Below are 23,649 nucleotides of genomic sequence, written 5' to 3'. Positions count from 1 at the left end.
CCATGCCTAAAGTCCTTATCGCTGATGATCTCAGCCCCGCCGCCGTCGATATCTTCAAGAATCGCGGCATCGAAACCGATATCAAGGTCGGCCTGTCGAAAGACGAACTCCTTGAAATCATCGACCAGTATGACGGCCTCGCCGTGCGCTCTGCCTGCAAACCGGACGCCGATGTCATCGCCGCGGCCAAAAACCTCAAAGTGATCGGTCGCGCTGGCATCGGTGTCGACAATATCGACATCAAAGCCGCGACCGCCAAAGGCGTCGTCGTCATGAACACGCCGTTCGGCAACGCCGTCACCACAGCCGAGCACGCCATCGCCATGATGTTTGCCGCCGCCCGCCAGATCCCGGCGGCCGACGCCGGCACGCAGGGCGGCAAATGGCCGAAGAAGAATTTCGTCGGTGTCGAGCTGTCCTACAAGACGCTCGGCCTGATTGGTTCGGGCAATATCGGCTCTCGCGTGGCTGAGCGCGCCAAGGGCCTGCTCATGAAAGTCATCGCCTATGACCCGTTCCTGACAGAAGAACGCGCCATCGAACTCGGCGTGGAGAAGGTCGACCTCGACACGCTTCTGGCCCGCGCCGACGTCATCACGCTACACACACCGCTGACCGATCAGACGCGCAACATCCTGTCGCGCGAAGCGCTTGAGAAGACCAAGAAAGGTCTGATCCTCGTCAACTGTGCCCGTGGCGGCCTGGTCGATGAAGCCGCTGTGAAAGACCTGCTTGAAAACGAGCATATCTATGCCGCTGCCTTCGACGTCTTTGCCGAAGAGCCTGCCAAGGAGAATGCGCTGTTCGGCACGAAGAACTTCGTCGCCACCCCGCACCTCGGCGCGTCGACTGTCGAAGCGCAGGAGAATGTTGCCCTGCAAGTGGCCGAGCAGATGAGCGATTATCTGCTCTCCGGCGCGGTCACCAATGCGCTGAACATGCCATCCGTCACGGCGGACGAAGCCCCACGCCTCAAGCCTTTCATCGAACTGGCCGAAAAGCTCGGTGCCTTTGCTGGACAGGTCTCCGACCATGGCTTCGACGAAGTCGTCATCGAATATGAAGGCGAAGTGGCAGAGCTTAATCGCAAGCCAATCACGGCAGCGGCGCTCGCCGGCTTGCTGCGGGCTTCGCGCGGCGACGTGAACATGGTGTCGGCCCCGGCCATCCTCGCCGATGCGGGCGTCAAACTGTCAGAGACCAAGACCGAGGACAGCCCCGTCTATGACAGCCTGATGCGCATCAAGGTGAACGTCCCGAAGACCGCCAATTCCGATGAAAGCGGATGGCGCTCGCTCGCGGGCACTGTCTCAGCTGGTCGCCCGCGCGTCGTTGAGGTGAAGGGCATGCCGCTGGAGGGCGACTTCTCGCCGGTCGCGCTCTACATCAACAATATCGACAAACCGGGCTTCATCGGCGCGCTTGGCGCGATGCTGGGTGAGGCCGGCGTCAACATCGCAACCTTCCATCTCGGACGTCAGGACGCTGGCGGCGAAGCGATCGCCCTGATCGGCATCGACAGCGAGCCACCGGCCGAAATGACGGACAAGCTCGATGCCCTGCCGCACGTTCGTTACGCCAAGGTCCTGCACTTCTAGGACACGGCCCGTTTCATAACACTTATGCCTGTTCCGGGGGCTGCGCTCCGGAACAGGCCGCTCCACCTGATGTTGCGAAAGCAGATTCAATGGAGCCATTCATGACCAAACTCGCAATCGTCTACCATTCCGGCTATGGCCACACCGCCAAAGTGGCTGAGCATGTTGAAAAAGGGGCCAGCGCCGTCGACGGGGTCGATGTGACCGTCCTCAAGGCCGACGACCTCACCAATCCAGACGAAGGCCCGTGGGACGCACTCGCAGACGCCGACGGCATCATTTTTGGCGCGCCCACCTATATGGGCTCTGCCTCAGCCGTCTTTAAACAGTTCCAGGATGCGACATCCAAAGTCTGGATGAACCAGGGCTGGCGCGACAAGATCGGTGCCGGTTTCACCAACTCAGGCTCGCTCGCGGGCGACAAGCTCAACACGCTGCAGCAGCTCGCCATCCTGGCCGGTCAGCACGGCATGATCTGGGCCAATTACGGGGCATTTTCCGGCTATAATTCCAGCCAGAGCGACTATGAGACCGCCTGGAATCGCGCCGGCCACATGATCGGCCTCGGCACGCAGGCCCTGACAGACCTGCCAGCCGAACAGACACCTGACAAAGCCGATCTCGAGACGGCCGAAGACTTCGGCAAACGCGTTGCTGAGGTCACGAAGCGTTGGGTGGCAGGAAAAGCATAACGCCTGAGCATTCCGCCCGCGCACGGTTTCAAACCTCTTGATTTTAGGCCCGCCCGGTTCTTTCTGGGCGGGTCTTACACTTAAGGATTCGCCATGAAACGCCTTCTTGCTACCGCCGCGCTGACCACTGCCGCCACTATCCCGGCCCTCACTGCTGATGCCCAACTGGTGGAGGAAGCCCGCCTCGGCGTGATGCAGCATAATATCTGCGTCATCGACTGCAAGAATGCCGACAAGGAAGACGGCCCCAATATCGAAGGCGAAATCGTCTTCGCCAGCCCGGACTTCCTGTCCTTCATCTTCGAACCACGCCCTTATATTGTCGGGTCCTACAACACAGCCGGAAACACGAACTTTGGCGGTTTCGGCCTGATGTGGAACTGGGATTTCGCCCAGGGCTGGTCGGTTGAGCCAAGCCTTGGCTATGTCATCCATGACGGCGCGCTGGAAAGCCCGTTCCCGCAGGGCGACCCGCGCAGCGACGCCTTTGCACGCGAGAATGTCTATTACGGATCTGAGGACCTCTTCCGCACGGGTCTCGCGCTGAACAAGGATTTCGGCGCCAATTGGGGCCTGCAGCTGCAGTACGAACATCTGTCCCATGGCCAGATCCTCGGCAATGGCCGCAATCAGGGCGTCGATAATGTCGGCGTGCGCGCTTACTGGCGCTTCACTGAGTAGGCTTCCGCTTCGTCAGGCTTGCATTGATCGCACAGAAGGCGAATCCTCCCTGAAAATATAAATTCAGGGAGGAATGCATGGCTCAGAAACACGCCATCATCATAGGCGCCGGTCTCGGCGGGCTGACGGGTGCCATCAAGCTGCAGGAGGCCGGTCACAGTTTTGACCTGCTCGACTGCAACCCAAAGGTCGGCGGCACCTGGTTCGAGAACACCTATCCCGGCTGCGCCTGCGACGTGCCCGTCGCGCTTTACCAGCTGTCTTTCGCGCAGAGCATCAACTGGACGCGGGCTTTCCCCCAAGGCCCGGAAATCCAGGCCTACGCTGAAGAGATCACCGACCGCTACCAGCTGCGCCCCAACCTTCACCTCAATGATGCCGCCCGCACGGCCATCTGGAATGAGACCACCAATAAATGGACCGTCACCACTGAAAGCGGAAAAACCTATGAGGGCGATATCCTCGTCGGGGCGCTGGGACAGCTGAACCGGCCGAACTGGCCAGACATCGATGGCATCGACAGCTTCAAGGGCGCGAAGATGCATTCGGCCCGCTGGGACCATTCTGTGTCGTGGGAAGGCAAACGCGTGGGCGTCATCGGCTCGGCCGCCAGCGCGGTACAACTCATCCCCGAAATGGCGAAAACCGCCGCTCACCTCACCGTCTTCCAGCGCACGCCGAACTGGGTCACCCCGCGCCGTGATATACCGATCACACCGCAAGAACAGGCCCTGATGTTCACCGAGCCGGAGACGGCGATGGAACTTGGCGCCCGTCAGCGCCAGCTGATCTACGACAATGCCGACCATTTCTTCTGGCAGGTCTTCGAGTGGACGGAGGCCGGCCGTGAGGCCTACACCACGATCGCTCTCAACCACTTGAACGCACAGATCAGCGACCCCGAGCTGCGCAAGAAGCTGACCCCCGATTACCCGGTTGGCTGCCGCCGCATCCTGATCGCGGACGACTATTACCCCGCGCTTGAGCGCGACAATGTCGAACTCATCACAAGCGCGCCGGAATCCATCGACGAGACAGGCGTCACCACCCCGGACGGCAAACACCATGAGTTCGACATTCTCGTCTTCGCAACGGGCTTCGAAACAACCGGCTGGAACTGGTCGGTCGATGTCGAGGGGCTGAACGGCCACCACCTCAATGAGGTCTGGGCCGATCATCCTGAGGCGTATGCCGGGATCACCGTGGCCGAGTTCCCGAACCTCTTCGTGCTGTACGGCCCGAACACCAATCTTGGCCACAACTCCATCACCTTCATGCTGGAGCGGCAGGTTGAGTACATGATCAAGGCGCTGGCCGCGCTCGATGAGGCATCCGCAAGCGCCCTGATGCCGAAGAAGGCCGCCCAGGACCGGTGGAATAAAGAGCTTCAGGACAAGCTGAAGAAGACGGTCTGGGCCGATGATGCCTGCAATTCCTGGTACAAGACCGAGGATGGCCGGATCACACAGAACTGGTCGTCTCACACCCGCGATTACGCCAAGGCCGTCGCCGAGGTGAAAGTCGAGGATTACGAGCTCGCCTGACGCTAGTATTCTCTGGGGACAGACGACAATTCGCCTCTTGAAATTCGCCGGTAAACACTGTCTGTGGCGCACGGGATCTCAAGGAGTGCGAACCCATGGCTGGTGTGGTTGTTGTCGGTGCCCAGTGGGGCGATGAAGGCAAGGGCAAAATCGTCGATTGGCTTTCGAGCCGCGCCGATACTGTGGTCCGTTTTCAGGGCGGCCATAATGCCGGCCATACGCTCGTCATCGACGGCAAGGTCTTCAAGCTCGCGCTCCTGCCGTCCGGCCTCGTTCGCGGCGGCAAGCTTTCCGTTATCGGCAATGGCGTCGTGGTCGATCCGTGGCACATGCTTCAGGAAATTGAGGGCATCCAGTCGCAAGGCGTCGAGGTGACGCCGGAGACGCTGGTGCTGGCGGACAATGCCTCGCTTATCCTGCCCTGGCACAAGGATATCGATGCCGCTCGCGAGGGCGCGCTTGGCAATGCCCAGATCGGCACCACCAAACGTGGTATCGGCCCGGCCTATGAAGACCGCGTCGGCCGCCGCGCCATCCGCGTCGCCGACCTCGCCGATCCAGCCGCCCTCGACCTCAAGATCGAACGCCTGCTGGCCCATCACCGCCCGCTACGTGGCGGCCTGGACCTGCCCGAGCCGGACGGCGACCAGCTGAAAGCTGACCTCCTGAAAATTGCGCCGCAAATCCTCGCTTATGCGCAACCGGTCTGGAAGGTGCTGGACGAGCAGGTTCGCGCCGACAAGCGAATTCTCTTCGAAGGCGCGCAGGGCGTCATGCTGGATGTCGATCACGGCACCTACCCATTTGTGACGTCTTCCAATGTCGTGGCTGGCAATGCCTCTGCGGGCGCAGGTGTTGGCCCCGGCGCGATCTCCTACGTCCTCGGCCTGGCAAAAGCTTACACCACCCGGGTTGGCGCTGGCCCCTTCCCAACCGAACAGGACAATGAGATCGGTCATAGGCTCGGCACAATCGGGCGCGAGATCGGCGTAAATACCGGCCGCACACGCCGCTGCGGCTGGTTCGATAGCGTCATGGTGCGTCAGGCCTGCGCGACATCTGGCGTCAACGGTCTCGCGCTAACCAAGCTGGACGTTCTCGATGGCTTTGAAGAGATAAAAGTCTGCACGGCCTACAAGCTGAATGGCGAGGTGATCGACCATTATCCCGCCGGACTGACCGATCAGGCCGCTGTTGAGCCGATATACGAAACCCTGCCCGGATGGACAGGGTCTACGGCGGGGGCTCGCAGCTGGAATGATCTGCCAGCAGAGGCCGTGAAATATGTCCGGCGGCTGGAAGAGCTTGTCGGGAAGCCCTGCGCATTGGTGTCGACATCCCCAGAGCGCGAAGACGTCATCCTGATGCGGGACCCATTCGAACGGGTCTAGTTAAAGGCCGAGATGACCGCTTCAGTGATAATGCCGCTGGTCACATCAATCAGGTAAGCCTCATTGTCGACGCGGACCCAGCGATAGCCGTCGGGTGCGCGCCGCAGATCATATCGTTCCCAATCGGAAATGCGCCCATCACGATAGCGAAGCGGCAGCGCTTCTCCGCGCTTCCACATCTTCTTGGCGTGGCCCGGTGGCACCTTGTTCTGCTTGGCAAGACCCGGCGGCAGATTATCGCCCTTGGCATGGCCAGGCGGATCAGCGTGAATCGCGCCTACAAACGCAAGGGCTGCGGCGGCGGGAAGTATCACTTTGAGCATTCTGCTCTCCTGTTTGGTCATTTGATCAATGAAGCAACGGGGCGTGTGCCCTGCCTGTTCCCCGACACGTCTCTCGGAGCGCAGCTATCTGGTTGTGTACAGATGGGCGAGCGCAACCGCGCCTGCGGTCGCGACATTGATGCTGTCAAAGCCCGGCGCCATTGCAATTCGCACGGGACGGCAGCGATCAATCAACGCGCGCGGGAGGCCGGGCCCTTCAGCGCCGAGCAGGATCGCGGTCTTTTTTCCGGCCGGGACGGCGTGCAGCGCCTCTGCCTCCAGAGACGGCGTCATCGCCCAGATATCGAAGCCGGCGTCTTCCAGAGCGCTGATATGATCCTCACCCGTACCGCCATGGCGGAAGGGCAACCAGAGCGCACTGCCGGCCGACACCCTTATGGATTTGCGATAGAGCGGGTCGCAGCTACGCTCATCGAGCAAGACACCGCCAACACCGAACGCCGCCGCGTTTCGAAACGCAGCACCGACATTGTCATGGTTCGAAATATCATTGAGCACGAGCACGGTCTCATTCAACACCAGGTCGGCGAGCGGCAGGGCAGGCCCTTTCTTGGCGCAAGCCAGAACACCCCGGTGGATCGCGAACCCCGCGACCTCATCCATCACCGCCTGCGGCGCGACATAGACCGGCACTGAGGGCGGCAGCTTCGCCAGTGTTTCACTCAGCGGCTCCACCCGGCTCTCTCCAATGAACACGCTCTCGATGTCGAAGCGCGACCGCTCAGCCAGAATACCGAGCGTCACCTTGCCCTCGACAATAAAGCGTCCATCGGCGCGGCCGGTCAGGTCTCGCTCGCGGATCGAGATATAGGGCGCGAGGCGCGGATCTTCGGCGTTTTCGATTCGGATTATCGGCATGGCCCTTTATTCCCCGGACTGGCTTTTCACGCTAGGGTCGGCCATCACTCCCGATTGAGGGACAATGGGTGGGACAGAGGCAGATGACACATATCGCATCGCGCATCGCGGTAACGGTCTTCTTTGCGGTGCTCTATACGGCCTTCCTCGCGGAGGTCGGCGTCCTCTTCTATGAATTCGCGCCAGAAGGTCTCGCCATCCAGATGGCGACCCTGTTCGCGCATAATTTCCTGTTCTTTCCGATTGCCGGCCTGCTCGCCCTGATCGCGTTCTGGCGGCCCGCCGTGCTGCTTGTCGATGCACTCGGCACCGGCAAGATCAAAGGCGGGTGGGTGACCCTTCTTTCCGTGGGCGTCGTCATGGGCGCGCTCGCCTTCCTTCTGTCGTCAGCCTTTGCCGCGTCGAATACACGGTCCATTTTCGAGGTCGCGCCGGACGCTATCGTTGCTGACGAAAGCCGCGAGAGCGAAGACCCAGCCGCGCGCCGCGCCTCGATCGGTGAAGCCTTGCTCCAGCTTCACATCATGGCGGATGTCGATGGCGGGCTGCATTCCTTTCAGTCCCGGTGTGAGGAAGACTGGCTGCGTTATGGGATCGCCGCCGATCAGGAAAAGCTCTGCTTCGCGACCGGTACGCGGACTTCGGTCGCCGCCTGCTGCCAGGCCAAGACGGACTTCCGCGCCCATGTGAACGCGCTGCAGGCAGACAACCCTTCCCTGCTCGCGGCGATCCATCGCTATGTCCTGCCGTTCAAGATGGTCTTCCTGCTGACGCTTCTCTTCATCGGCATCCTGCTGGTGTGGTTGCGCAAGCCTTTGACCCGCCTCTACGGAAAAGCCGTCCAGCAAGTCTCGTTTCCGCTGGCGGCTGGCGGCGCGCTCGTTCTGTTATGGCCGCTGATGAACGCAGCCTACCTGTCGACCTCCACCCTGCTGACAGGCGATGGCACGTCGAACGCTTACCGCGTCACCGCCCCACTCTTCGCGCTCGGCTTCGGCGTCTGGGCCATGCTGCTCATCTTCTTTCACCTGCGCACCTATCCCAGCCATATCGAGACCGCGCTGAAATCCGCCGGCGCCATCGCCGCCGCGATCGGTGTGTTTCGCTATGAGGAGATTGTGAACTATCTGACCCGCACGCTGGGTGTGGGCGGCGGGCTGGTTGCCGTCATCGTGTTTACAGTCGCGGTGGCATCGCTGATTGCAGCGGTCATCATGGGCGTGAAGCCCCCGGACTTCCTCGACCCACCGGCCGAGGACCCGGAGCCCTCAGAGACAAAAGTCTCGATCTAGCTGGAAACCGGCAGACCCTGATCTTTGGCCATGCGCTTCATCGCCTTCTGGATTTTTTCGAAGGCCCGCACTTCAATCTGGCGGATGCGTTCGCGGCTGACATTGTAAACCTCTGACAGCTCTTCGAGTGTCTTCGGCTCATCGGTCAGGCGGCGCTCCTGAAGAATATGCTGCTCGCGCTCTGAGAGATCTGCCATGGCTTCCTGGAGAAGCTCCATACGGCTGTCGAATTCCTGACGGTTGGCATAGGTCTCGGCCTGGCCCGGCTCATCGTCGGTCAGCCAGTCCTGCCATTCCATGTCACCCTCAGTGCCCATCGGCGCATTCAGGGAGGCATCAGAGCCGCTCATCCGGCCATTCATGCTGCGCACGTCCTTTTCAGGAACGTTGAGCTGTTCGGCGATGTGCTTGACCTGCTCGGGCTTGAGATCGCCCGCGTCGAGCGCGTTGATTTCGCCCTTGATGCGGCGGAGGTTGAAGAAAAGCTTTTTCTGGGCGGCCGTGGTGCCGAGCTTAACAAGGCTCCAGCTGCGCAGGATGTATTCCTGGATCGCAGCCCGGATCCACCACATGGCATATGTGGCGAGGCGGAAGCCCTTGTCCGGGTCGAATTTCTTGACCGCCTGCATCAGGCCGACATTGCCTTCGGAGATGACCTCAGCCATCGGCAGGCCGTAGCCGCGATAGCCCATTGCGATCTTGGCGACGAGGCGCAGGTGAGACGTCACCATCTGCTCGGCGGCATCGGTGTCTTCGTCCTGCTGCCACTTCTTGGCCAGCATGAATTCCTGCTGCTTTTCCAGCATCGGGAATTTGCGAATTTCTGTCAGATATCGGCTGAGTCCCTGCTCGGGGCTCAAAGCGACGGATGTCTTGATCGCCATATTTTCTCTCCAGTCTACTTCACTGACCCCTGAAACGGGCATCGGTTCCGTATCGGTTATGGAGAAAGCCTTTTAGCCCCGCTTTGCGGCAGCGTCTTTCCCCTGTTTGCGCATGCATCTTATCACGCACTCGCATAAATGGGGTTGAAAGCGGCCATATGAAGGCCATGCGGGCTTTTTCTCGAAGAAAGATGCCCGCGCCATCCGCCGTGCGAATGGGCGGGCGATCTGTACGCGTACGACCGTGATCAGGCCGCTTTTTTCTTGACCGTTTTTTTCGCTGCCGGCTTTTTTACGGCAGGTTTCTTTGCGGCCAAGGCTGGCTTCTTCGCGGCCACCGGTTTCTTCGCCGCAGCGGGTTTCCTGGCGGTCGCAGCCTTTGCTGTCGCAGGCTTCTTCGCTGCGGCGGGCTTGGCTTTGGCGGCCGGCTTTTTTGCTACTGGCTTTTTCGCCGTAGCCTTCTTGGTTGTTGTTGCCATGTCCTGGTCCTGATTGTGTTAGAGCGGACTATACCAATCAATCGCCGCACCGAATCAGTGCGGACACGGGAATCGTGCCCCAGATTTCAAATTTCGCAACCAAATAAAAATCACAATAAATTCGGGCTCTACTTCGCGGCGCCGAACAATTCGTCATCTCTCTACACAATAAAGACCCGGATGCGGGGGCGGCATCCGGGTCTTTCAGGCGCCAGCCTGCTGTATTACTTAGCCTTAGGCTTACCGGGGATTGATGGTTTGCCTGGCTTTGCAGCTGGCTTGGCAGCCGGTTTCGTAGATGGTTTGACAGATTGCGATTTCATCGCGGTTTGCCTTTGCGGACGGGACAAATCTTGTGTCCCACAATCGACAGGGCACGCTTGCCCCGCCAGAATCAAAATACGCTTTTCGCGCGAGTTCAGCAATGCAATCCCAGGTGAAATATTTGTTACCTGCCGAATACTTCAAAACGGGCTGCGTCGAGGCGGCACAGCCTGGTGGTGATGACTTCCATCCGCTTCGCGCGTACATAACGTCAAGCAAACGAGGAGCCTGACTTCGATGGCCAATATTCTGACAATCGGCTTTTACATCGCGCTCGTGATCCTTGTCGTGGTTCTCGTGCTGGGACTGGTCAATCTGACGCGAACGGATGAAAATCAGGCGAGCCGGTCAAACAAGCTGATGCGCCTGAGGGTGCTTATTCAGGCCATTGCAATTGCGCTGCTTTGCGGTCTCGGCTTTGTTGTGGGCGCGTTCAACTAGGCAGGAGCCATGGTCAAACTCGACAAGATCTACACGCGCAGCGGTGACAAGGGCAAAACCCGGCTCGCTACAGGTGAACCTGTCGACAAATGGGATGGCCGCGTCACAGCCTATGGCAGCGTGGACGAGGTCAACGCTGCACTGGGCGTCGCTGCCCTTGAAGCCAGGGACGAAATGGCGAGCGCCATCCACCGCGTCCAGAACGATTTGTTCGACCTTGGCGCAGACCTGGCCACGCCAGACCGCGGCAAGGAGCTCGGATGGGAACCGCTGCGTATCGTCAAGTCACAGACAGAGCGGCTGGAGCGCGAAATCGACGCGATGAACGCCGATATCGCCCCACTCGACAGCTTCATCCTGCCGGGCGGCTCGGCCCTCTCAGCCCATCTTCACGTCGCCCGCACGATCTGCCGGCGCGCCGAACGCGATGTCGCCAAGCTTGCGGCCAATGAAGACGAGCGTGTCAGCGCGCATGCCCTGTCTTATATCAACCGCCTGTCGGACTGGCTCTTCGTGGCCGCCCGCGCGGCCAATGAGAATGGCACCAAAGACGTCAAATGGGTGCCCGGCGCGAACCGTTAGGAGTCGCCCCATGAGCGAAAAACTGCATCAACGCTTTATCGGCCACTGGGAGCTGGACCCATCATCCTGCGACTACAAGCAGGGCGACCCGCCAAAATCCGGCACCTATGTCATTCGCGAGGATGGCGATGAGCTGATCTTCGACATGGCCTGGACCGATCTGGCCGGCCAACCTCACGAAGCTTCGTTCAAGGGAACGCCCGATGGTGAACCGAAGCCCTTCAATGGCGGCGATCTTGTCGACAGCCTCACCATCACTGCCGAAAGCCGCAGCGAGCTCAATTCAAGCGCGGGCATGAAGGGCCAGACGCTGATGCATGCCACCCGCACCCTGATTGATGATGATACGATGCGCGTCGTCCAGATCGTCTATCTTCCGGACGGCACAGCGCCAACGAACAAATCGGTCTATCATCGCCAGTCTGTCGCCTGAAATGTCGCCAAAAGCGCTTCAGGGCTTGAGTGTTCGCTACTCTCAGGGCAAAGCATGGCGCCATGAGTGATACACCGCCTGACCGCCTGAGCCTTGACCCTCGCAGCCCGCACTATGACGAAGCGCTGATCGCGCGCGGCGTCGGCGTCCGCTTCAAGGGACAGGAACGCACCAATGTCGTCGAATACTGCCTGTCAGAAGGCTGGATTCGCATCGTCGCCGGGAAAGCCGTCGACCGGAAAGGCCAACCCCTTACGCTCACGCTGAAGGGTCCGGTAGAGGTATGGTTCGAAGACGCCCAGAAAGACGCCGAGTAAGCCCTAGGGCTCACTCCGAAAGAACGTCGTCCAGCCAGTCGCTCATCGTATCGAGCGCGACCGGATCGAACGTCGTCTCAATCGATATGTACTCATCTGGTGAGCCAGTCCCCGCAGGCTGGAACAGATGGTTCAACCCGTCCAGCACGACCACTTCGGACTGCGGATTGGACAGCGCCTCTTCCATGAGCGGCGCGCTGGTCTGCGCTGACACCTGCAGGTCCTTCGACCCGTAAAGCGCCAGGACCGGCCCCTGATAGGCCTCGAGCGCCGGGACCGGATCATAGTCCAGCGCCCAGGCAAGCCACGGGCCCTGAATCTGTTTGAACGTCGAGTCTTCGAGTGACGGCGGCAGGCCTGAGTCTGCGATAATCTCCTTCAGCGCCGCGCGCATCTCCTCCTCGCTCATGCCCTCGCGGATGAGATTGAATGTCTTGCGGCTGAAATTGGCGGAGGCCTCCACCGCACTGTCCGAGGCACCCGCGGCGCGCGAAATGTCTTCCGACTGCTCCAGCATCACCTCACCAAGCGTCACCGCAGGTCCCGCCAGCAAGACCAGAGCGGCAGCCTCCTCGGTCTGGGTGGCGAGCGGCGCGGCCAGCCCGCCTTCGGAGTGGCCGATATAGGCCGTCCGCTCCGGGTCGATCCGTGGGTCTGCCTTCAGATAGGCAAGCGCCGCCGCCGCATCGAGCGCAAAATCTTCCGTTGTCGCCTGTCCGAAATCGCCTGTGCTCTCGCCGAATCCCCGGTCGTCATAGCGCAGCACAGCATAGCCTTTCCGTGTCAGGTCGTCGGCGATCACGAGGAATGGCTTGTGGCCCGCCAGTTCCTCATTGCGGTCCTGCGGCCCTGATCCGCTGATCAGCACGGCCGCCGGGAACGGCCCCTCGCCCTCCGGCAGGGTGAGCTCGCCCGCCAGCATGACGCCATCCTCCGCGCCGGGCACACGGACCGCTTCCACGACATAATCCTGGCTCTTGGGTTCCTGCGGCCTGTCCAGCTCTGGCGACCGGTCGCCGGGCTTGAGCGTGAACGGCATCGGCATTCCCTGCAACCACACGCCGTTCATCTCGTCGCCCTCGCCGGGCCGCATGGTGAAGGTTGCGCCAAGGGCGGGAAATTCGGCAGAGAAGACCCCCTCCTCGATTTTCGCACCCTCGCCGGGAATGCCGTTCACGCTCTGGGCGGGACTGTCCATCGTTACCGCAAGCGCGCCGTCCTCGCCTTCCGTGACATGAAAGATCAGCCACAATTGCGGCCCGCCCGGGATGTTCAGCTGGCCGGACCAGTCACCGATGACGCTCGTCGCCGTGAGCTCGCCGGTCTCGCTGCTGGCCTGCAGGTCGGCTTCGTCCGGCGCGTCGGACGGCTCGGGTGAGCAGGCTGCGCAAACAAGGAGGAGGATAAGGGCGCTCAGATACTTCATGTCGGGCTCTCCGCTTTTGAGCCATGCAATCGAAGCCCCGCCCGATTGTCCAGCGCTTACAGGTTTTCGCGGCGACAAATGCCGCCCATGCCCATTACAGCGACGATTTGACCCTTACGTTAGCGTTAAGCTTGATTGTTGCGCCCGCCTCTTCTAGTTCTCCACCAGATTTCAGGATCAATTTATAAGGAGCCAGCCCATGAAGGTGCTCGTGCCCGTCAAACGGGTGATCGATTATAATGTCAAAGTCCGGGTCAAGTCTGACCAGTCGGGCGTTGACCTTGCAAACGTCAAAATGTCCATGAACCCCTTCGACGAAATTTCCGTCGAAGAAGCCGTCCGCCTGAAAGAAAAAGGCGCGGCAGAGGAAGTGGTCGTGGTTTCCATCGGGCCGCAACAGGCGCAGGAAACCCTCCGCACCGCGCTCGCCATGGGCGCTGACCGCGGCATCCTGGTCAAAACCGACGATACGGTTGAGCCTCTGGCGGTCGCCAAGATCCTCAAGGGCATTGTCGAGGCCGAGGGCCCCGATCTCGTCATCCTCGGCAAGCAGGCCATTGATGACGACTCCAACCAGACCGGTCAGATGCTGGCCGCGCTGCTTGACTGGCCACAGGCAACTTTCGCCTCCGAAGTCGTGCTGGAAGCTGGCAAAGCCACCGTCACGCGCGAAATCGATGGCGGCCTGCAGACGCTATCGCTTCAGACGCCGGCAATTGTCACGACTGACCTTCGCCTCAACGAGCCACGCTATGCGTCGCTTCCAAACATCATGAAGGCCAAGAAAAAGCCGATTGATGAGAAGGCCCCTGGCGATTTTGGCGTCGACACCACACCGCGCCTCAGCGTTGTGAAAGTGACCGAGCCACCGGTTCGCGAAGCTGGTGAGAAGGTCGAGGACGTCGCCACGCTCGTCTCCAAACTCAAATCGAAGGGAGCAATCTAATGGCTGTTCTCGTAATTGCTGACCACGACAACTCCACCCTGACTGACGCCACCCACAAAACGGTGACGGCTGCTGCCGCTTTCGGCGGTGACATCGACGTCCTCGTCGCTGGCAAGGATGCAGGCGCTGTCGCAGACGCGGCCGCCAAGATTGACGGCGTCCGCAAGGTTCTGCTGGCTGAAGGCGATGCTTATGAAAAGCAGCTCGCTGAAGCCATGGAAGCTCTGATCGTCCCGCTGATGGACGGCTATGACGCGCTCTTCTCGCCTGCTACCACGATGGGCAAGAACGTTACCCCACGCATCGCGGCCAAGCTCGACGTCATGCAGATCTCCGACATCACCGGCATTGAAGGCACCGACACGTTCGAGCGCCCGATCTATGCTGGTAACGCGATCATGACCGTCAAATCGTCCGACGCAAAGAAAGTCGTCACCGTTCGCGGTACGGCCTTTGATGCGGCTGGCGAAGGTGGCTCGGCATCGGTTGAAAAGATCGACGCGCCAGCTGGCCCGTTCAAGTCAGAGTTCGTCGAAGAAAAGATCGTCCAGTCGGACCGTCCGGAACTGACCTCCGCCAAGACCATCGTGTCCGGCGGCCGTGCGCTCGGCTCGAAGGAAGAGTTTGACCGCCTGATGATCCCACTGGCTGACAAGCTCGGTGCTGGTATCGGTGCCTCGCGCGCCGCTGTCGACGCAGGCTACGCGCCGAACGACTATCAGGTCGGCCAGACCGGCAAGATCGTCGCGCCAGAACTTTACATCGCCATCGGTATCTCGGGCGCCATCCAGCACCTTGCTGGCATGAAGGACTCCAAGATCATCGTTGCGATCAACAAGGACGAAGAAGCGCCAATCTTCCAGGTCGCCGATTACGGCCTGGTTGCAGACCTCTTCAACGCTGTGCCTGAGCTAACCGAAGCTCTCTAGGCCAGCGCCAGATCGATAATATCGAAAAGCCCCGGGTCCATGGCCCGGGGCTTTTTTTAATCCATGGCCTCCAGCTCGCTCATGACATCCTGCATGAGCGGCCCGATCTCGGTGTTGAGTACCAGATGGGCGTAGGGGTCGAGGTCGGTCGGCTCACGGTTGACGATGACCAGGCGCGCACCGGCCCGCACAGCCATAACCGGAATACCGGCAGCCGGATAAACAACGAGCGATGAGCCGAGCACGATGCAGAGGTCGGAGGTCTCCGCCTCTGCCGTGGCGCGCTCCATCTTGTCTTCGGGCATCGGCTGGCCAAACGAGATCGTGGCCGTTTTCAACAAGCCCGCGCAATTGACGCAGATGATCTCCTCATCGGCTTCCCAAGGCGCGCGAAGCTCTTCCAGCTCATGCCGCATGCCGCAGTCGAGGCATTTGGCGTAGGACGCATTGCCGTGGATCTCGATCACCTTGTCGTCGGGCACGCCGCCATCCTGGTGGAGATTGTCGACATTCTGCGTAACGACCGCCGTCACCTTTCCCATGTCGACAAGCTTGGCGATGGCGCGATGTCCGTCATTCGGGCTCGCGCCGACCCATCCGGCCGACTTGTTGAACACCCGCGTCCAGGCTTCACGCCGCTTTTCGCGCGAGGCGACAAAGTCCTGAAAGTAGATTGGCTCCATCTTGGACCAGACGCCGCCCGGGGAGCGAAAGTCCGGAATGCCGCTTTCGGTCGATATGCCGGCGCCGGTGAAGACCACCACCCGGTCAGCCGCCTTGATCAGTTCGGCGAGTTTTTTTGCATGGCTCATAGGACGCTAGCTTATACGAGGCCTAGAACAGCATCCAGATGCCCATGAAGATCATCATGAGATTTTCTGTCAGCGAGATGAACCCGAGCGGCACGTTTGAATTGCCGCCGACACAGGCACATTTGAGGTCACGCTTGTCGATATAGACGGCCTTGAACACCGAGATCGCGCCCACCGACCCGATGAAGATCGCAATCGGTGAGGCAAGCCATAACAGTGCGCCCGCGATCATCAGCACACCCGCCAGCGCCTCGCCGAAGGGGTAGAGATAGGCGTATCGCACCCACTTCTGGGCCAGCAGGTCATAACCGAGGAACTGATTGGAAAAGCTTCGCAGATCGCGGAGCTTCTGAACGGCCAAGAGACACATGGACATGGCGACAAACCACTCCAAAGCCCGCCAGGTGAAGACCGTTCCAAAGACGGCCCAGCTCGTCGCCAGCGCCATAAGCGCGCCCATGGCGAAGATTGCGAGCACCGGCGTGTAGGTCTTCTTGTCCGGATCGGGCAGCGGCTCGCCAAAATATTGCTTCAGCGCGTCATAGCCACCGATCCGCTCGCCATCGATGAAGGTCTGCGGCGTTGTCTTTACATCGTGTTTTGCCTTGAAGGCATCCGTCTCCTCGCGGGTGGCAAGATGATGATTTTCCACCTCGAAACCCTTGCGTTTCAACAGGTCACGCGATTTGAGGCCGAACGGACAGATATGTTTGTCCATCACCATGCGGTAGAGAATGGCCTTTTTTGCGCCGGAGGCGCGATCGTCATTTTGAGGGGCAGGATCGACTGGATGTGTATCGGGCATGGTGCTTAGTAAATGGGCCTCACCCACAGCTTGTTCCACGCCCGGCTGCTGGCCTATTCCCAAAGGCCCGGCGGGCGATTACGCTGAACACCTGCTTGGGAGATGCCCATGATCCGCGAAACGGCGATGAGGGAACTTGACCATGATCCGCGCTTTGAATGGCGCGGCGGGTCAGTCACCCGCATAGAGAACCTGTCGGATATCGTTTTTGCCTTGGCGCTCGGTATGATCGTGTCTTCCGCATCAAGGCCTGAGACGTTTACTCAGCTCACCGATCATCTTTTCACGATCCTCCCGGTCGGCGCCGCCTTTGTTCTGCTCTTCATGATCTGGAACCATCACTATGTCTTCTTCCGCCGATACGGCGTGGCCGACGGCAAGATCATCGTCCTCAATTGCATCTTGCTTCTGCTTGTCCTGTTTATCGCCTATCCGCTGCGCTTCATTTTCGACGGGCTTTACGGCTTTGTCGAAGGCTTGATGGGCGACTGGAGCCGTCTTGAGGCGGCCGGCATCACCTATTCAATCGCCGGCACCATCATGGGTTACTTCGCCCTGGGCTATGGGCTCATTTACCTCATCATCAGTCAGATGTACGCGCACGCCCTGAAAAAGGCAGACCAGCTGGGCCTGACGCCGTCTGAGCGGGCAATGACGCGGCAATCCATCTGGGTGTTCCGCGTCCAGATCATCGCTGTGACCATCACCGGCCTGTGCGCCACCTTTACGCCGATGTACGCCTTTTCGGGCTGGTTGATGATCCTGATCTGGCCAGGTGCCCTGCTCGTTGACCGTTTGGTCCCCATCCCTGAGGTGGAAGACTGAGCGGGTCGGAATGGCCGCCTGTGCCCCCCGCGCCACAAAGTCCCCCCGATTGTGCGTCGATATGCTGACAGGTCTTGATCTTTGACGCGCTGCACAATCAGTCTACGTGTCTAGGTTTTGCCTCTGATGGAGGGCATTTTGGGCCAGATAGAAACGATTGGTGTCATTGGCGCCGGACAGATGGGTAATGGCATCGCGCATGTATGTGCGCTTGCGGGGTATGATGTCAGGCTGAATGACATCTCCGATGAGGCCCTCAGTAAGGGCATTGAAACCATCGAAGGCAATATGGCCCGCCAGGTCGCGCGCAACATGATCACGCCAGACGCGATGACCACGGCGATCAAGCGCATCAAGCCTTCGACCAGTCTTGATACCTTCAACGCCGTAGACCTCGCCATCGAGGCTGCGACGGAAAAACGCGAGGTCAAGGAAGCCATCTTCAAGGATGTCTGTGAGGCCGTCCCTTCGAACGCCTACCTCGCCACCAATACCTCTTCCATCTCGATTACGCGCCTGGCGGCCACGACAGATCGCCCTGAAAAGTTCATCGGCCTGCACTTCATGAACCCCGTGCCGCTGATGAAGCTGATGGAGGTCATCCGCGGCCTCGCCACCGATCAGCAGACCTATGAAATGGCGCTTGGTTTTGCAGACCGTCTCGGCAAGACGACGACGAATGCCGAAGACTATCCGGCCTTCATCGTGAACCGCGTTCTGGTGCCGATGATCAATGAAGCCGTCTACGCCCTCTACGAAGGCGTCGGCACGGTCGAAAGCATCGACACCGCGATGAAGCTCGGCGCGAACCATCCGATGGGGCCGCTGGAGCTGGCCGACTTCATCGGTCTCGATACCTGCCTCTCCATCATGCAGGTCCTGCATGACGGGCTCGCCGATACCAAATACCGCCCTTGCCCGCTTCTGGTGAAGTATGTTGAGGCCGGCTGGGTTGGCCGTAAGGCCAAGCGCGGCTTCTACGACTATCGCGGCGACGCGCCCGTCCCGACGCGCTAGGCTATATTTCGACTGTCCTGATCAGTTCGATCACTGCCAGAATAACCGTATTCACCGCAACGGCGGCGAGGATCATGCCCATGATCCGGCTGACCAATGCGGCGCCTGTCATCCGAATGACCTTGAGGATCGGCGTTGCCGACAGCATCAGGATCAATGCCGCCAACATCACCAGCAGCATGATCCCGGCCGTCACAGCCTGCTGCTCAATGCTGAACCGATTATTGTCCGTCAGCACGACGATAGCGAGAATGGCGCCGGGCGATGCAAGCGATGGCATGGCCAGAGGAAAGATCGCGACCGAGCCTTCTGCCTTTGTGCGGGTATAGCCTTCCGCCTCGGACTCCGGCTTGGAATCACCGAAGATCATCGTCAGCGCGAACAATAAAAGCACGATACCGCCAGCGATCTGAAACGCTGGCAGGCTGATCCCGAGCGCATTGATCAGGAATTGACCCCCGATCAGAAACAATAGCAGCACCATCGTCGCTGCAAACACGGCCTGTATCGCAATTTTCCATCGCTTCTCGGCAGCGACCGAAGCCGTCACGGCAATAAACACCGGAATTGTGCCGATGGGGTCGATGACGACCCAGAGAAGTATGAATTGCTCAAGCAGATTATGGCTCATCCGGAGGGGTGCGCCCTTTGTCGATTTAAATGTGGTAGAGACCATTCAAATCGGCGCACAGCCGGGATTTGCAAGCATCGCACGCCGCGAAACCTGTATATGCCACTGCTATGCCAGCGCGCTGAGACCTTTGCGCAACACATCTGGCTGGAGCGCCTCGATTTCTGCGTCGATGGCCGCGTGCTCACTTTTCCAGATGGGCACGGCTTGCTGGAGAAGCTCATGGCCAGCATCCATCAGCTTCAACAACCGGCTTCGTTTATCGGCCGGGTTCTGGATAATTTTGACAAGGCCCCGCCGCTCGAGCGGCTTCAGATTTGCGGTCAGCGTGGTGCGATCCATGGCCAGAAGTTCGGCTACCGGTCCGAGCGGCGGCGGCTCCGGGCGGTTCAGCGCCATCAGCAATGAATACTGCCCACTAGTGATGCCGAGCGGACGAAACGCTTCATCAAATCGGCGCGCTAAAGCGCGGGCTGCCCGCTGCGCGGCAAGGCACAGGCAGTGATCCTTCACCTGAAGCGTTGTCTCGTATGGAATTTGATTCGTCATTGACTCTCTTATTTATGTTGATATCAACATTTTTAGTCAAGGAAAGAAGGCGCCCATGACTTACATCCAGGGCTTTGTTGTCGCCGTCCCCGAAGCGAACAAGGAACGATACAAAAAGCACGCGTCCGATGCTTTCCCGCTCTTCAAGGAATTCGGCGTCACCCGCATGGTCGAAAGCTGGGAAGACGACGTGCGGGATGGCAAAGTCACCGATCTCCGCCGCGCCGTAAAAGCCGAACCTGGCGAGAAGATCGTCTTTTCCTGGTTTGAGTTTCCATCAGCGGACGTCGCAGAATCCGCCAGCAAGAAAATGATGGAAGACCCGCGCATGGAGCAGTTTGGCGGCGAGATGCCGTTTGACGGCAAGCGCATGATTTTCGGCGGCTTCGAGGTGATCGCCGATACCGGCTCTGCCGACGGCATGGGCTATATCAGCGGCACCGTCATTCCCGTCCCCACGGCCCGAAAGGACGATTACGCCGCCTCCGCCAAACAGATGGGAGCGCTGTTCTGTGAACATGGCGCCGGCCGCGCGGTCGATGGCTGGGCTCACCACGTGCCCGAAGGACAGGTGACCGACTTTCAGCGCGCTGTGGCCCTTGAGGACAACGAAACAGTCGTCTTCGGTTGGGTGGAATGGCCGTCAAAGGCGGCTAGCGGCAAGGGATGGGAAAAGATCATGCAGGATGAGCGGATGGGCGGCGATATGCCTTTCGATGCCGGACGCATGATTTTCGGCAGTTTCACGCCGCTGCTGTACCTGAGCTAGGCTCTAGCTCCGCCAGCGCAGTGTCACCGGCTTGATCGGATTTTCGAACGGGCGGTCTTCGGTTCTGGAGCCTGCCCATTCCTTTTTCAGCGTGCGGTACCATTTGGCCTGAACGTCGATATCGTCGATCCAGATCATCGCCTTCTGATACTTCATGCCTTCATTCTGAAGGTCGACAATGTCGCCGTCCTGGCGAAGGAATTTCCGGGCCGCAGGCTTGAAGATCGGGATGGCCAGATTGAGCAGCGGCGCCCCGGTAAACCAGGTCACCTGCGTGATCACCGTCTTCTTCTTGTAGACCGGCGTGAGGCAGGTCAGCGTCAGCAGCCGCGCCTTCTCATTCTCGACGATCTCCCAGCGATAGCCCGGCAGCTGGAAAATGATCTCCGTCGTCACCTTGCCGCCGAAGATGGCCTTATAGGCCAGCGAATTTGAGGATGGCTGGTGGCGATCAATTGCCCAGCCCCGGTCGCGCGGCACAAAGGGCTTCTCTTTCAGTTTCAGGCCAACACTCGGTGGGCGCCACCACCATTGCGAATGGACGAAAGCGACATGCGCCGGATCCATCAGACCGACGACGGCGTCATCCATATGCGCGTTAAACGCTTCCTGGATCACGAATTTCGGCGTGTCCGGCAGCGCGCCAAAATCCGGCGGCGGCACGTCCGGTTCGCCCTCGAACTTCGGATCATGCGCAATGAAGACGAAAATCATCCCGTTCTTTTCGTGCACCGGATAGTTGCGAACCTTGAACCGGCTCGCCTCATAGGGCTGCTCTTCCAGCACGGAGGGCATATGGCGGCAGACACCATCGGTCCCGAAGCGCCAGCCATGATACGGACACTCGACCGTGGGCTCGCCCGCCGTGTCGATCATCTTGCCCGCCGAAAGCGGCACAAGGCGGTGCGGGCAGACATCGCGCAGCGCGAACGCCTCCCCCTGCTCTGTGCGCCCAATCACAATCGGCTGGTCCAGCATGATGACATGCTTCAGCCCGCCGGGTTTCAGCTCTTTCGACGTACAGCCCAGATACCAGCTATCGGTCAGCCATCCTTCCGGCGTGATGCCGGGCTGGGTCTCGACAGTCTTGTCTATGAGGGTCTGCGTATCTGGCATTTGAGCCTTTTATACTGCGCGAGTGTTTACAGAAACCCTGTGGCTCACCCGCATTGACAGCAAGTCCCCGCTAGTCGCAGCGGCCAAGCCCCGCTATATGCCGCAGACATGACACCTCGCGATAAGATCCGCAATTTTTCCATCGTGGCGCATATCGACCACGGCAAGTCCACCCTCGCTGACCGGCTGATCCAGGTCACGGGCGGCCTCACCGATCGCGAAATGCGCGAACAGGTGCTCGATTCCATGGATATCGAGCAGGAACGCGGCATCACGATCAAGGCCCAGACTGTGCGCCTCAACTATACCGCCAAGGATGGCGAGACCTATGTCCTGAACCTGATGGACACGCCGGGACACGTCGACTTTTCCTACGAGGTCAGCCGTTGTCTCGCGGCCTGCGAAGGCTCGTTGCTGGTGGTCGATGCCTCGCAAGGCGTCGAGGCCCAGACCCTCGCAAACGTCTACCAGGCGATTGAGCAGGACCATGAGATCGTGCCCGTCCTCAACAAGATCGACCTGCCAGCCGCCGAACCCGACCGCGTGAAAGAGCAGATCGAGGACATTATCGGCCTCGATGCCTCCGACGCGATCATGACGTCTGCGAAGAATAATATCGGCATCGAGGATGTGCTCGAAGCCATTGTGACCCGCCTGCCGCCGCCGCATCAGGGCGACCGCGACGCGCCCCTCAAGGCGTCGCTGATCGACGCCTATTACGACCCCTATCTCGGCGTGGTTGTCATCGTCCGCATCGTCGACGGCGTGATGACGAAGAAGCAAAAAATCCGCATGATGCGCGCCAAGTCGACCTATGAGATCGACAAGGTCGGCATTTTTGGGCCGAAGCCGACAGATGTCGACGAACTCGGTCCGGGCGAAGTCGGCTTTTTCGTCGCCTCGATCAAGGAAGTCGCCGATACGGCCGTTGGCGACACGATCACAGATGAGCGCAATCAGGCCACCACGCCGCTGGCCGGCTATAAGGAAGTCGTTCCGATGGTGTTCTGCGGGCTTTTCCCCGTCGACGCCGGCGATTTCGACGATCTGCGAGCGGCAATGAGTAAGCTGCGCCTCAACGATGCGAGTTTTACCTGGGAGATGGAAACCTCCGCCGCGCTCGGCATGGGCTTCCGCTGTGGTTTCCTTGGCCTGCTTCACCTTGAAATCATTCAGGAAAGACTGTCACGCGAGTTCGACCTTGATCTCATCGCGACTGCGCCATCGGTTGTCTACGAGATGTCAATGACAGACGGTACCGAAATAGAACTTCATAATCCGGCAGACATGCCAGACGTCGTCCGCATCGCCGAAATCCGCGAACCGTGGATTTCCTCGACGATTTACACGCCGGATGAATATCTGGGTTCCATTTTGCAACTTTGCCAGGATCGCCGCGGTATCCAGAAAGAATTGTCCTATGTCGGCGGCCGCGCCATGGTGAAATATGAGCTGCCGCTGAATGAAGTCGTGTTCGATTTCTATGACCGTCTGAAATCCATCTCCAAGGGCTATGCGAGCTTCGATTACGAGATCATCGGCCACCGCCCCGAGAACCTTGTGAAGATGTCGATCCTCGTCAATGACGAGCCGATCGATGCGCTGTCCATGCTGGTTCACCGCGACCGCGCCGAAGGCCGGGGCCGTCAGATGTGCGAGCGCCTGAAAGACCTCATCCCCCGCCAGATGTTCAAGATCCCGGTCCAGGCTGCCATTGGTGGCCGCGTTATCGCGCGCGAGACCATTTCGGCGCTGCGCAAGGACGTGACCGCGAAATGCTATGGCGGCGACGCGACCCGCAAACGCAAACTGCTCGACAAGCAGAAAGCCGGCAAACAGCGCATGCGCCAGTTCGGCAAGGTCGAAATCCCGCAGGAAGCCTTCGTCGCAGCCCTGCGCATGGATAATGACTAGGCCTCTTTGCCTGGCACTCTCCATAGCGGCCAGAACAGCCTGACCCGCGA

Annotated in this window: 26 protein-coding genes; 17 read left to right on the top strand and 9 right to left on the bottom strand. The window is 59.8% G+C overall.

Features of this window, described 5'->3' with window-relative positions:
* Positions 1-2: 2 nt before the first annotated feature.
* The 5 genes from serA (at position 3) to WNY37_RS02945 (ending at position 5,906) form a co-directional block, all read left to right on the top strand.
* Positions 3-1,598 (top strand): phosphoglycerate dehydrogenase, encoded by a 1,596-nt coding sequence (serA, locus tag WNY37_RS02965; protein ID WP_342971971.1) that lies wholly within the window; start codon positions 3-5, stop codon positions 1,596-1,598.
* 101 nt (positions 1,599-1,699) lie between these two features.
* Positions 1,700-2,290 carry a flavodoxin family protein gene (locus WNY37_RS02960; protein ID WP_342971970.1) on the top strand — a complete coding sequence of 197 codons (591 nt, stop codon included), beginning with the start codon at positions 1,700-1,702 and terminating at the stop codon, positions 2,288-2,290.
* Positions 2,291-2,383: 93 nt separating this feature from the next.
* Positions 2,384-2,971, top strand: a complete 588-nt coding sequence (locus tag WNY37_RS02955; RefSeq protein ID WP_342971969.1) for an acyloxyacyl hydrolase — start codon at positions 2,384-2,386, stop codon at positions 2,969-2,971.
* A gap of 77 nt (positions 2,972-3,048) precedes the next feature.
* Positions 3,049-4,515: an NAD(P)/FAD-dependent oxidoreductase gene (locus tag WNY37_RS02950; protein ID WP_342971968.1), complete on the top strand. Its 1,467-nt coding sequence runs from the start codon at positions 3,049-3,051 to the stop codon at positions 4,513-4,515.
* Positions 4,516-4,610: 95 nt separating this feature from the next.
* On the top strand, positions 4,611-5,906 hold the full coding sequence (locus WNY37_RS02945) for an adenylosuccinate synthase (protein WP_342971967.1): 1,296 nt from the start codon (positions 4,611-4,613) through the stop codon (positions 5,904-5,906).
* Here the strand turns inward: WNY37_RS02945 and WNY37_RS02940 are convergent.
* Complete coding sequence (locus WNY37_RS02940; protein ID WP_342971966.1) at positions 5,903-6,229, bottom strand: RcnB family protein; 327 nt, start codon at positions 6,227-6,229, stop codon at positions 5,903-5,905. The two genes, WNY37_RS02945 and WNY37_RS02940, sit on opposite strands and share 4 nt — an antisense overlap.
* Before the next feature lie 84 nt (positions 6,230-6,313).
* Positions 6,314-7,108: an RNA methyltransferase gene (locus WNY37_RS02935; RefSeq protein WP_342971965.1), complete on the bottom strand. Its 795-nt coding sequence runs from the start codon at positions 7,106-7,108 to the stop codon at positions 6,314-6,316.
* 83 nt (positions 7,109-7,191) lie between these two features.
* On the opposite strand from WNY37_RS02935, the gene WNY37_RS02930 reads away from it, so the two are divergent.
* Positions 7,192-8,400, top strand: a complete 1,209-nt coding sequence (locus WNY37_RS02930; protein WP_342971964.1) for a hypothetical protein — start codon at positions 7,192-7,194, stop codon at positions 8,398-8,400.
* On the opposite strand, the gene rpoH is transcribed toward WNY37_RS02930, so the two are convergent.
* Positions 8,397-9,284, bottom strand: a complete 888-nt coding sequence (rpoH, locus tag WNY37_RS02925; RefSeq protein ID WP_342971963.1) for an RNA polymerase sigma factor RpoH — start codon at positions 9,282-9,284, stop codon at positions 8,397-8,399. The genes WNY37_RS02930 and rpoH overlap by 4 nt on opposite strands.
* A gap of 264 nt (positions 9,285-9,548) precedes the next feature.
* On the opposite strand from rpoH, the gene WNY37_RS02920 reads away from it, so the two are divergent.
* From WNY37_RS02920 to WNY37_RS02900, 5 genes are all read left to right on the top strand, one after another.
* The gene (locus tag WNY37_RS02920; RefSeq protein ID WP_342971962.1) at positions 9,549-9,776 is read left to right on the top strand and encodes a hypothetical protein; all 228 of its coding nucleotides are present in this window, start codon (positions 9,549-9,551) and stop codon (positions 9,774-9,776) included.
* A gap of 548 nt (positions 9,777-10,324) precedes the next feature.
* Positions 10,325-10,528 carry a twin transmembrane helix small protein gene (locus WNY37_RS02915; RefSeq protein ID WP_342971961.1) on the top strand — a complete coding sequence of 68 codons (204 nt, stop codon included), beginning with the start codon at positions 10,325-10,327 and terminating at the stop codon, positions 10,526-10,528.
* 9 nt (positions 10,529-10,537) lie between these two features.
* Positions 10,538-11,110: a cob(I)yrinic acid a,c-diamide adenosyltransferase gene (locus WNY37_RS02910; RefSeq protein WP_342971960.1), complete on the top strand. Its 573-nt coding sequence runs from the start codon at positions 10,538-10,540 to the stop codon at positions 11,108-11,110.
* Positions 11,111-11,120: 10 nt separating this feature from the next.
* Positions 11,121-11,543 carry a hypothetical protein gene (locus WNY37_RS02905; protein WP_342971959.1) on the top strand — a complete coding sequence of 141 codons (423 nt, stop codon included), beginning with the start codon at positions 11,121-11,123 and terminating at the stop codon, positions 11,541-11,543.
* A gap of 62 nt (positions 11,544-11,605) precedes the next feature.
* The gene (locus WNY37_RS02900) at positions 11,606-11,860 is read left to right on the top strand and encodes a DUF3297 family protein (RefSeq protein ID WP_342971958.1); all 255 of its coding nucleotides are present in this window, start codon (positions 11,606-11,608) and stop codon (positions 11,858-11,860) included.
* A 10-nt stretch (positions 11,861-11,870) separates the two neighbouring features.
* Here WNY37_RS02900 and WNY37_RS02895 read toward each other — a convergent pair whose 3' ends face one another.
* Positions 11,871-13,286, bottom strand: a complete 1,416-nt coding sequence (locus WNY37_RS02895) for an alpha/beta fold hydrolase (protein ID WP_342971957.1) — start codon at positions 13,284-13,286, stop codon at positions 11,871-11,873.
* Between the two features lie 199 nt (positions 13,287-13,485).
* On the opposite strand from WNY37_RS02895, the gene WNY37_RS02890 reads away from it, so the two are divergent.
* A complete protein-coding gene (locus WNY37_RS02890; protein WP_342971956.1) occupies positions 13,486-14,232 on the top strand; it encodes an electron transfer flavoprotein subunit beta/FixA family protein in 747 nt (248 codons plus the stop codon).
* Complete coding sequence (locus WNY37_RS02885) at positions 14,232-15,161, top strand: electron transfer flavoprotein subunit alpha/FixB family protein (RefSeq protein WP_342971955.1); 930 nt, start codon at positions 14,232-14,234, stop codon at positions 15,159-15,161. Before WNY37_RS02890 ends, WNY37_RS02885 begins: the two co-directional genes overlap by 1 nt.
* Before the next feature lie 56 nt (positions 15,162-15,217).
* On the opposite strand, the gene WNY37_RS02880 is transcribed toward WNY37_RS02885, so the two are convergent.
* Positions 15,218-15,973 carry a Sir2 family NAD-dependent protein deacetylase gene (locus WNY37_RS02880; protein WP_342971954.1) on the bottom strand — a complete coding sequence of 252 codons (756 nt, stop codon included), beginning with the start codon at positions 15,971-15,973 and terminating at the stop codon, positions 15,218-15,220.
* A gap of 22 nt (positions 15,974-15,995) precedes the next feature.
* Positions 15,996-16,697 (bottom strand): glutaredoxin, encoded by a 702-nt coding sequence (locus WNY37_RS02875; protein WP_342974864.1) that lies wholly within the window; start codon positions 16,695-16,697, stop codon positions 15,996-15,998.
* Positions 16,698-16,886: 189 nt separating this feature from the next.
* Between WNY37_RS02875 and WNY37_RS02870 the strand changes: the two genes are divergently transcribed.
* Both WNY37_RS02870 and WNY37_RS02865 read left to right on the top strand, forming a co-directional pair.
* Positions 16,887-17,603: a TMEM175 family protein gene (locus tag WNY37_RS02870; protein WP_342971953.1), complete on the top strand. Its 717-nt coding sequence runs from the start codon at positions 16,887-16,889 to the stop codon at positions 17,601-17,603.
* Between the two features lie 138 nt (positions 17,604-17,741).
* Positions 17,742-18,620 carry a 3-hydroxybutyryl-CoA dehydrogenase gene (locus tag WNY37_RS02865; RefSeq protein WP_342971952.1) on the top strand — a complete coding sequence of 293 codons (879 nt, stop codon included), beginning with the start codon at positions 17,742-17,744 and terminating at the stop codon, positions 18,618-18,620.
* Between the two features lies 1 nt (position 18,621).
* Here WNY37_RS02865 and WNY37_RS02860 read toward each other — a convergent pair whose 3' ends face one another.
* Positions 18,622-19,251 carry a MarC family protein gene (locus WNY37_RS02860; protein WP_342971951.1) on the bottom strand — a complete coding sequence of 210 codons (630 nt, stop codon included), beginning with the start codon at positions 19,249-19,251 and terminating at the stop codon, positions 18,622-18,624.
* A gap of 108 nt (positions 19,252-19,359) precedes the next feature.
* Positions 19,360-19,800, bottom strand: coding sequence for a MarR family transcriptional regulator (locus WNY37_RS02855; RefSeq protein ID WP_342971950.1), 441 nt, complete (start codon positions 19,798-19,800; stop codon positions 19,360-19,362).
* 55 nt (positions 19,801-19,855) lie between these two features.
* Between WNY37_RS02855 and WNY37_RS02850 the strand changes: the two genes are divergently transcribed.
* Entirely contained in the window at positions 19,856-20,569 is a 714-nt protein-coding gene (locus WNY37_RS02850) for a DUF1428 domain-containing protein (RefSeq protein ID WP_342971949.1), read from the top strand.
* Between the two features lie 3 nt (positions 20,570-20,572).
* Here WNY37_RS02850 and WNY37_RS02845 read toward each other — a convergent pair whose 3' ends face one another.
* Positions 20,573-21,685 carry an aromatic ring-hydroxylating dioxygenase subunit alpha gene (locus tag WNY37_RS02845; protein WP_342971948.1) on the bottom strand — a complete coding sequence of 371 codons (1,113 nt, stop codon included), beginning with the start codon at positions 21,683-21,685 and terminating at the stop codon, positions 20,573-20,575.
* 108 nt (positions 21,686-21,793) lie between these two features.
* Between WNY37_RS02845 and lepA the strand changes: the two genes are divergently transcribed.
* Positions 21,794-23,599: a translation elongation factor 4 gene (gene lepA, locus WNY37_RS02840; RefSeq protein ID WP_342971947.1), complete on the top strand. Its 1,806-nt coding sequence runs from the start codon at positions 21,794-21,796 to the stop codon at positions 23,597-23,599.
* Positions 23,600-23,649 lie beyond the last annotated feature (50 nt).

The sequence above is a fragment of the Henriciella sp. AS95 genome, assembly GCF_038900055.1.
Taxonomy (GTDB): domain Bacteria; phylum Pseudomonadota; class Alphaproteobacteria; order Caulobacterales; family Hyphomonadaceae; genus Henriciella.
The sequence above is the reverse complement of the archived record's forward strand: the minus strand, read 5'-3'. Positions and strand labels throughout refer to the sequence as shown.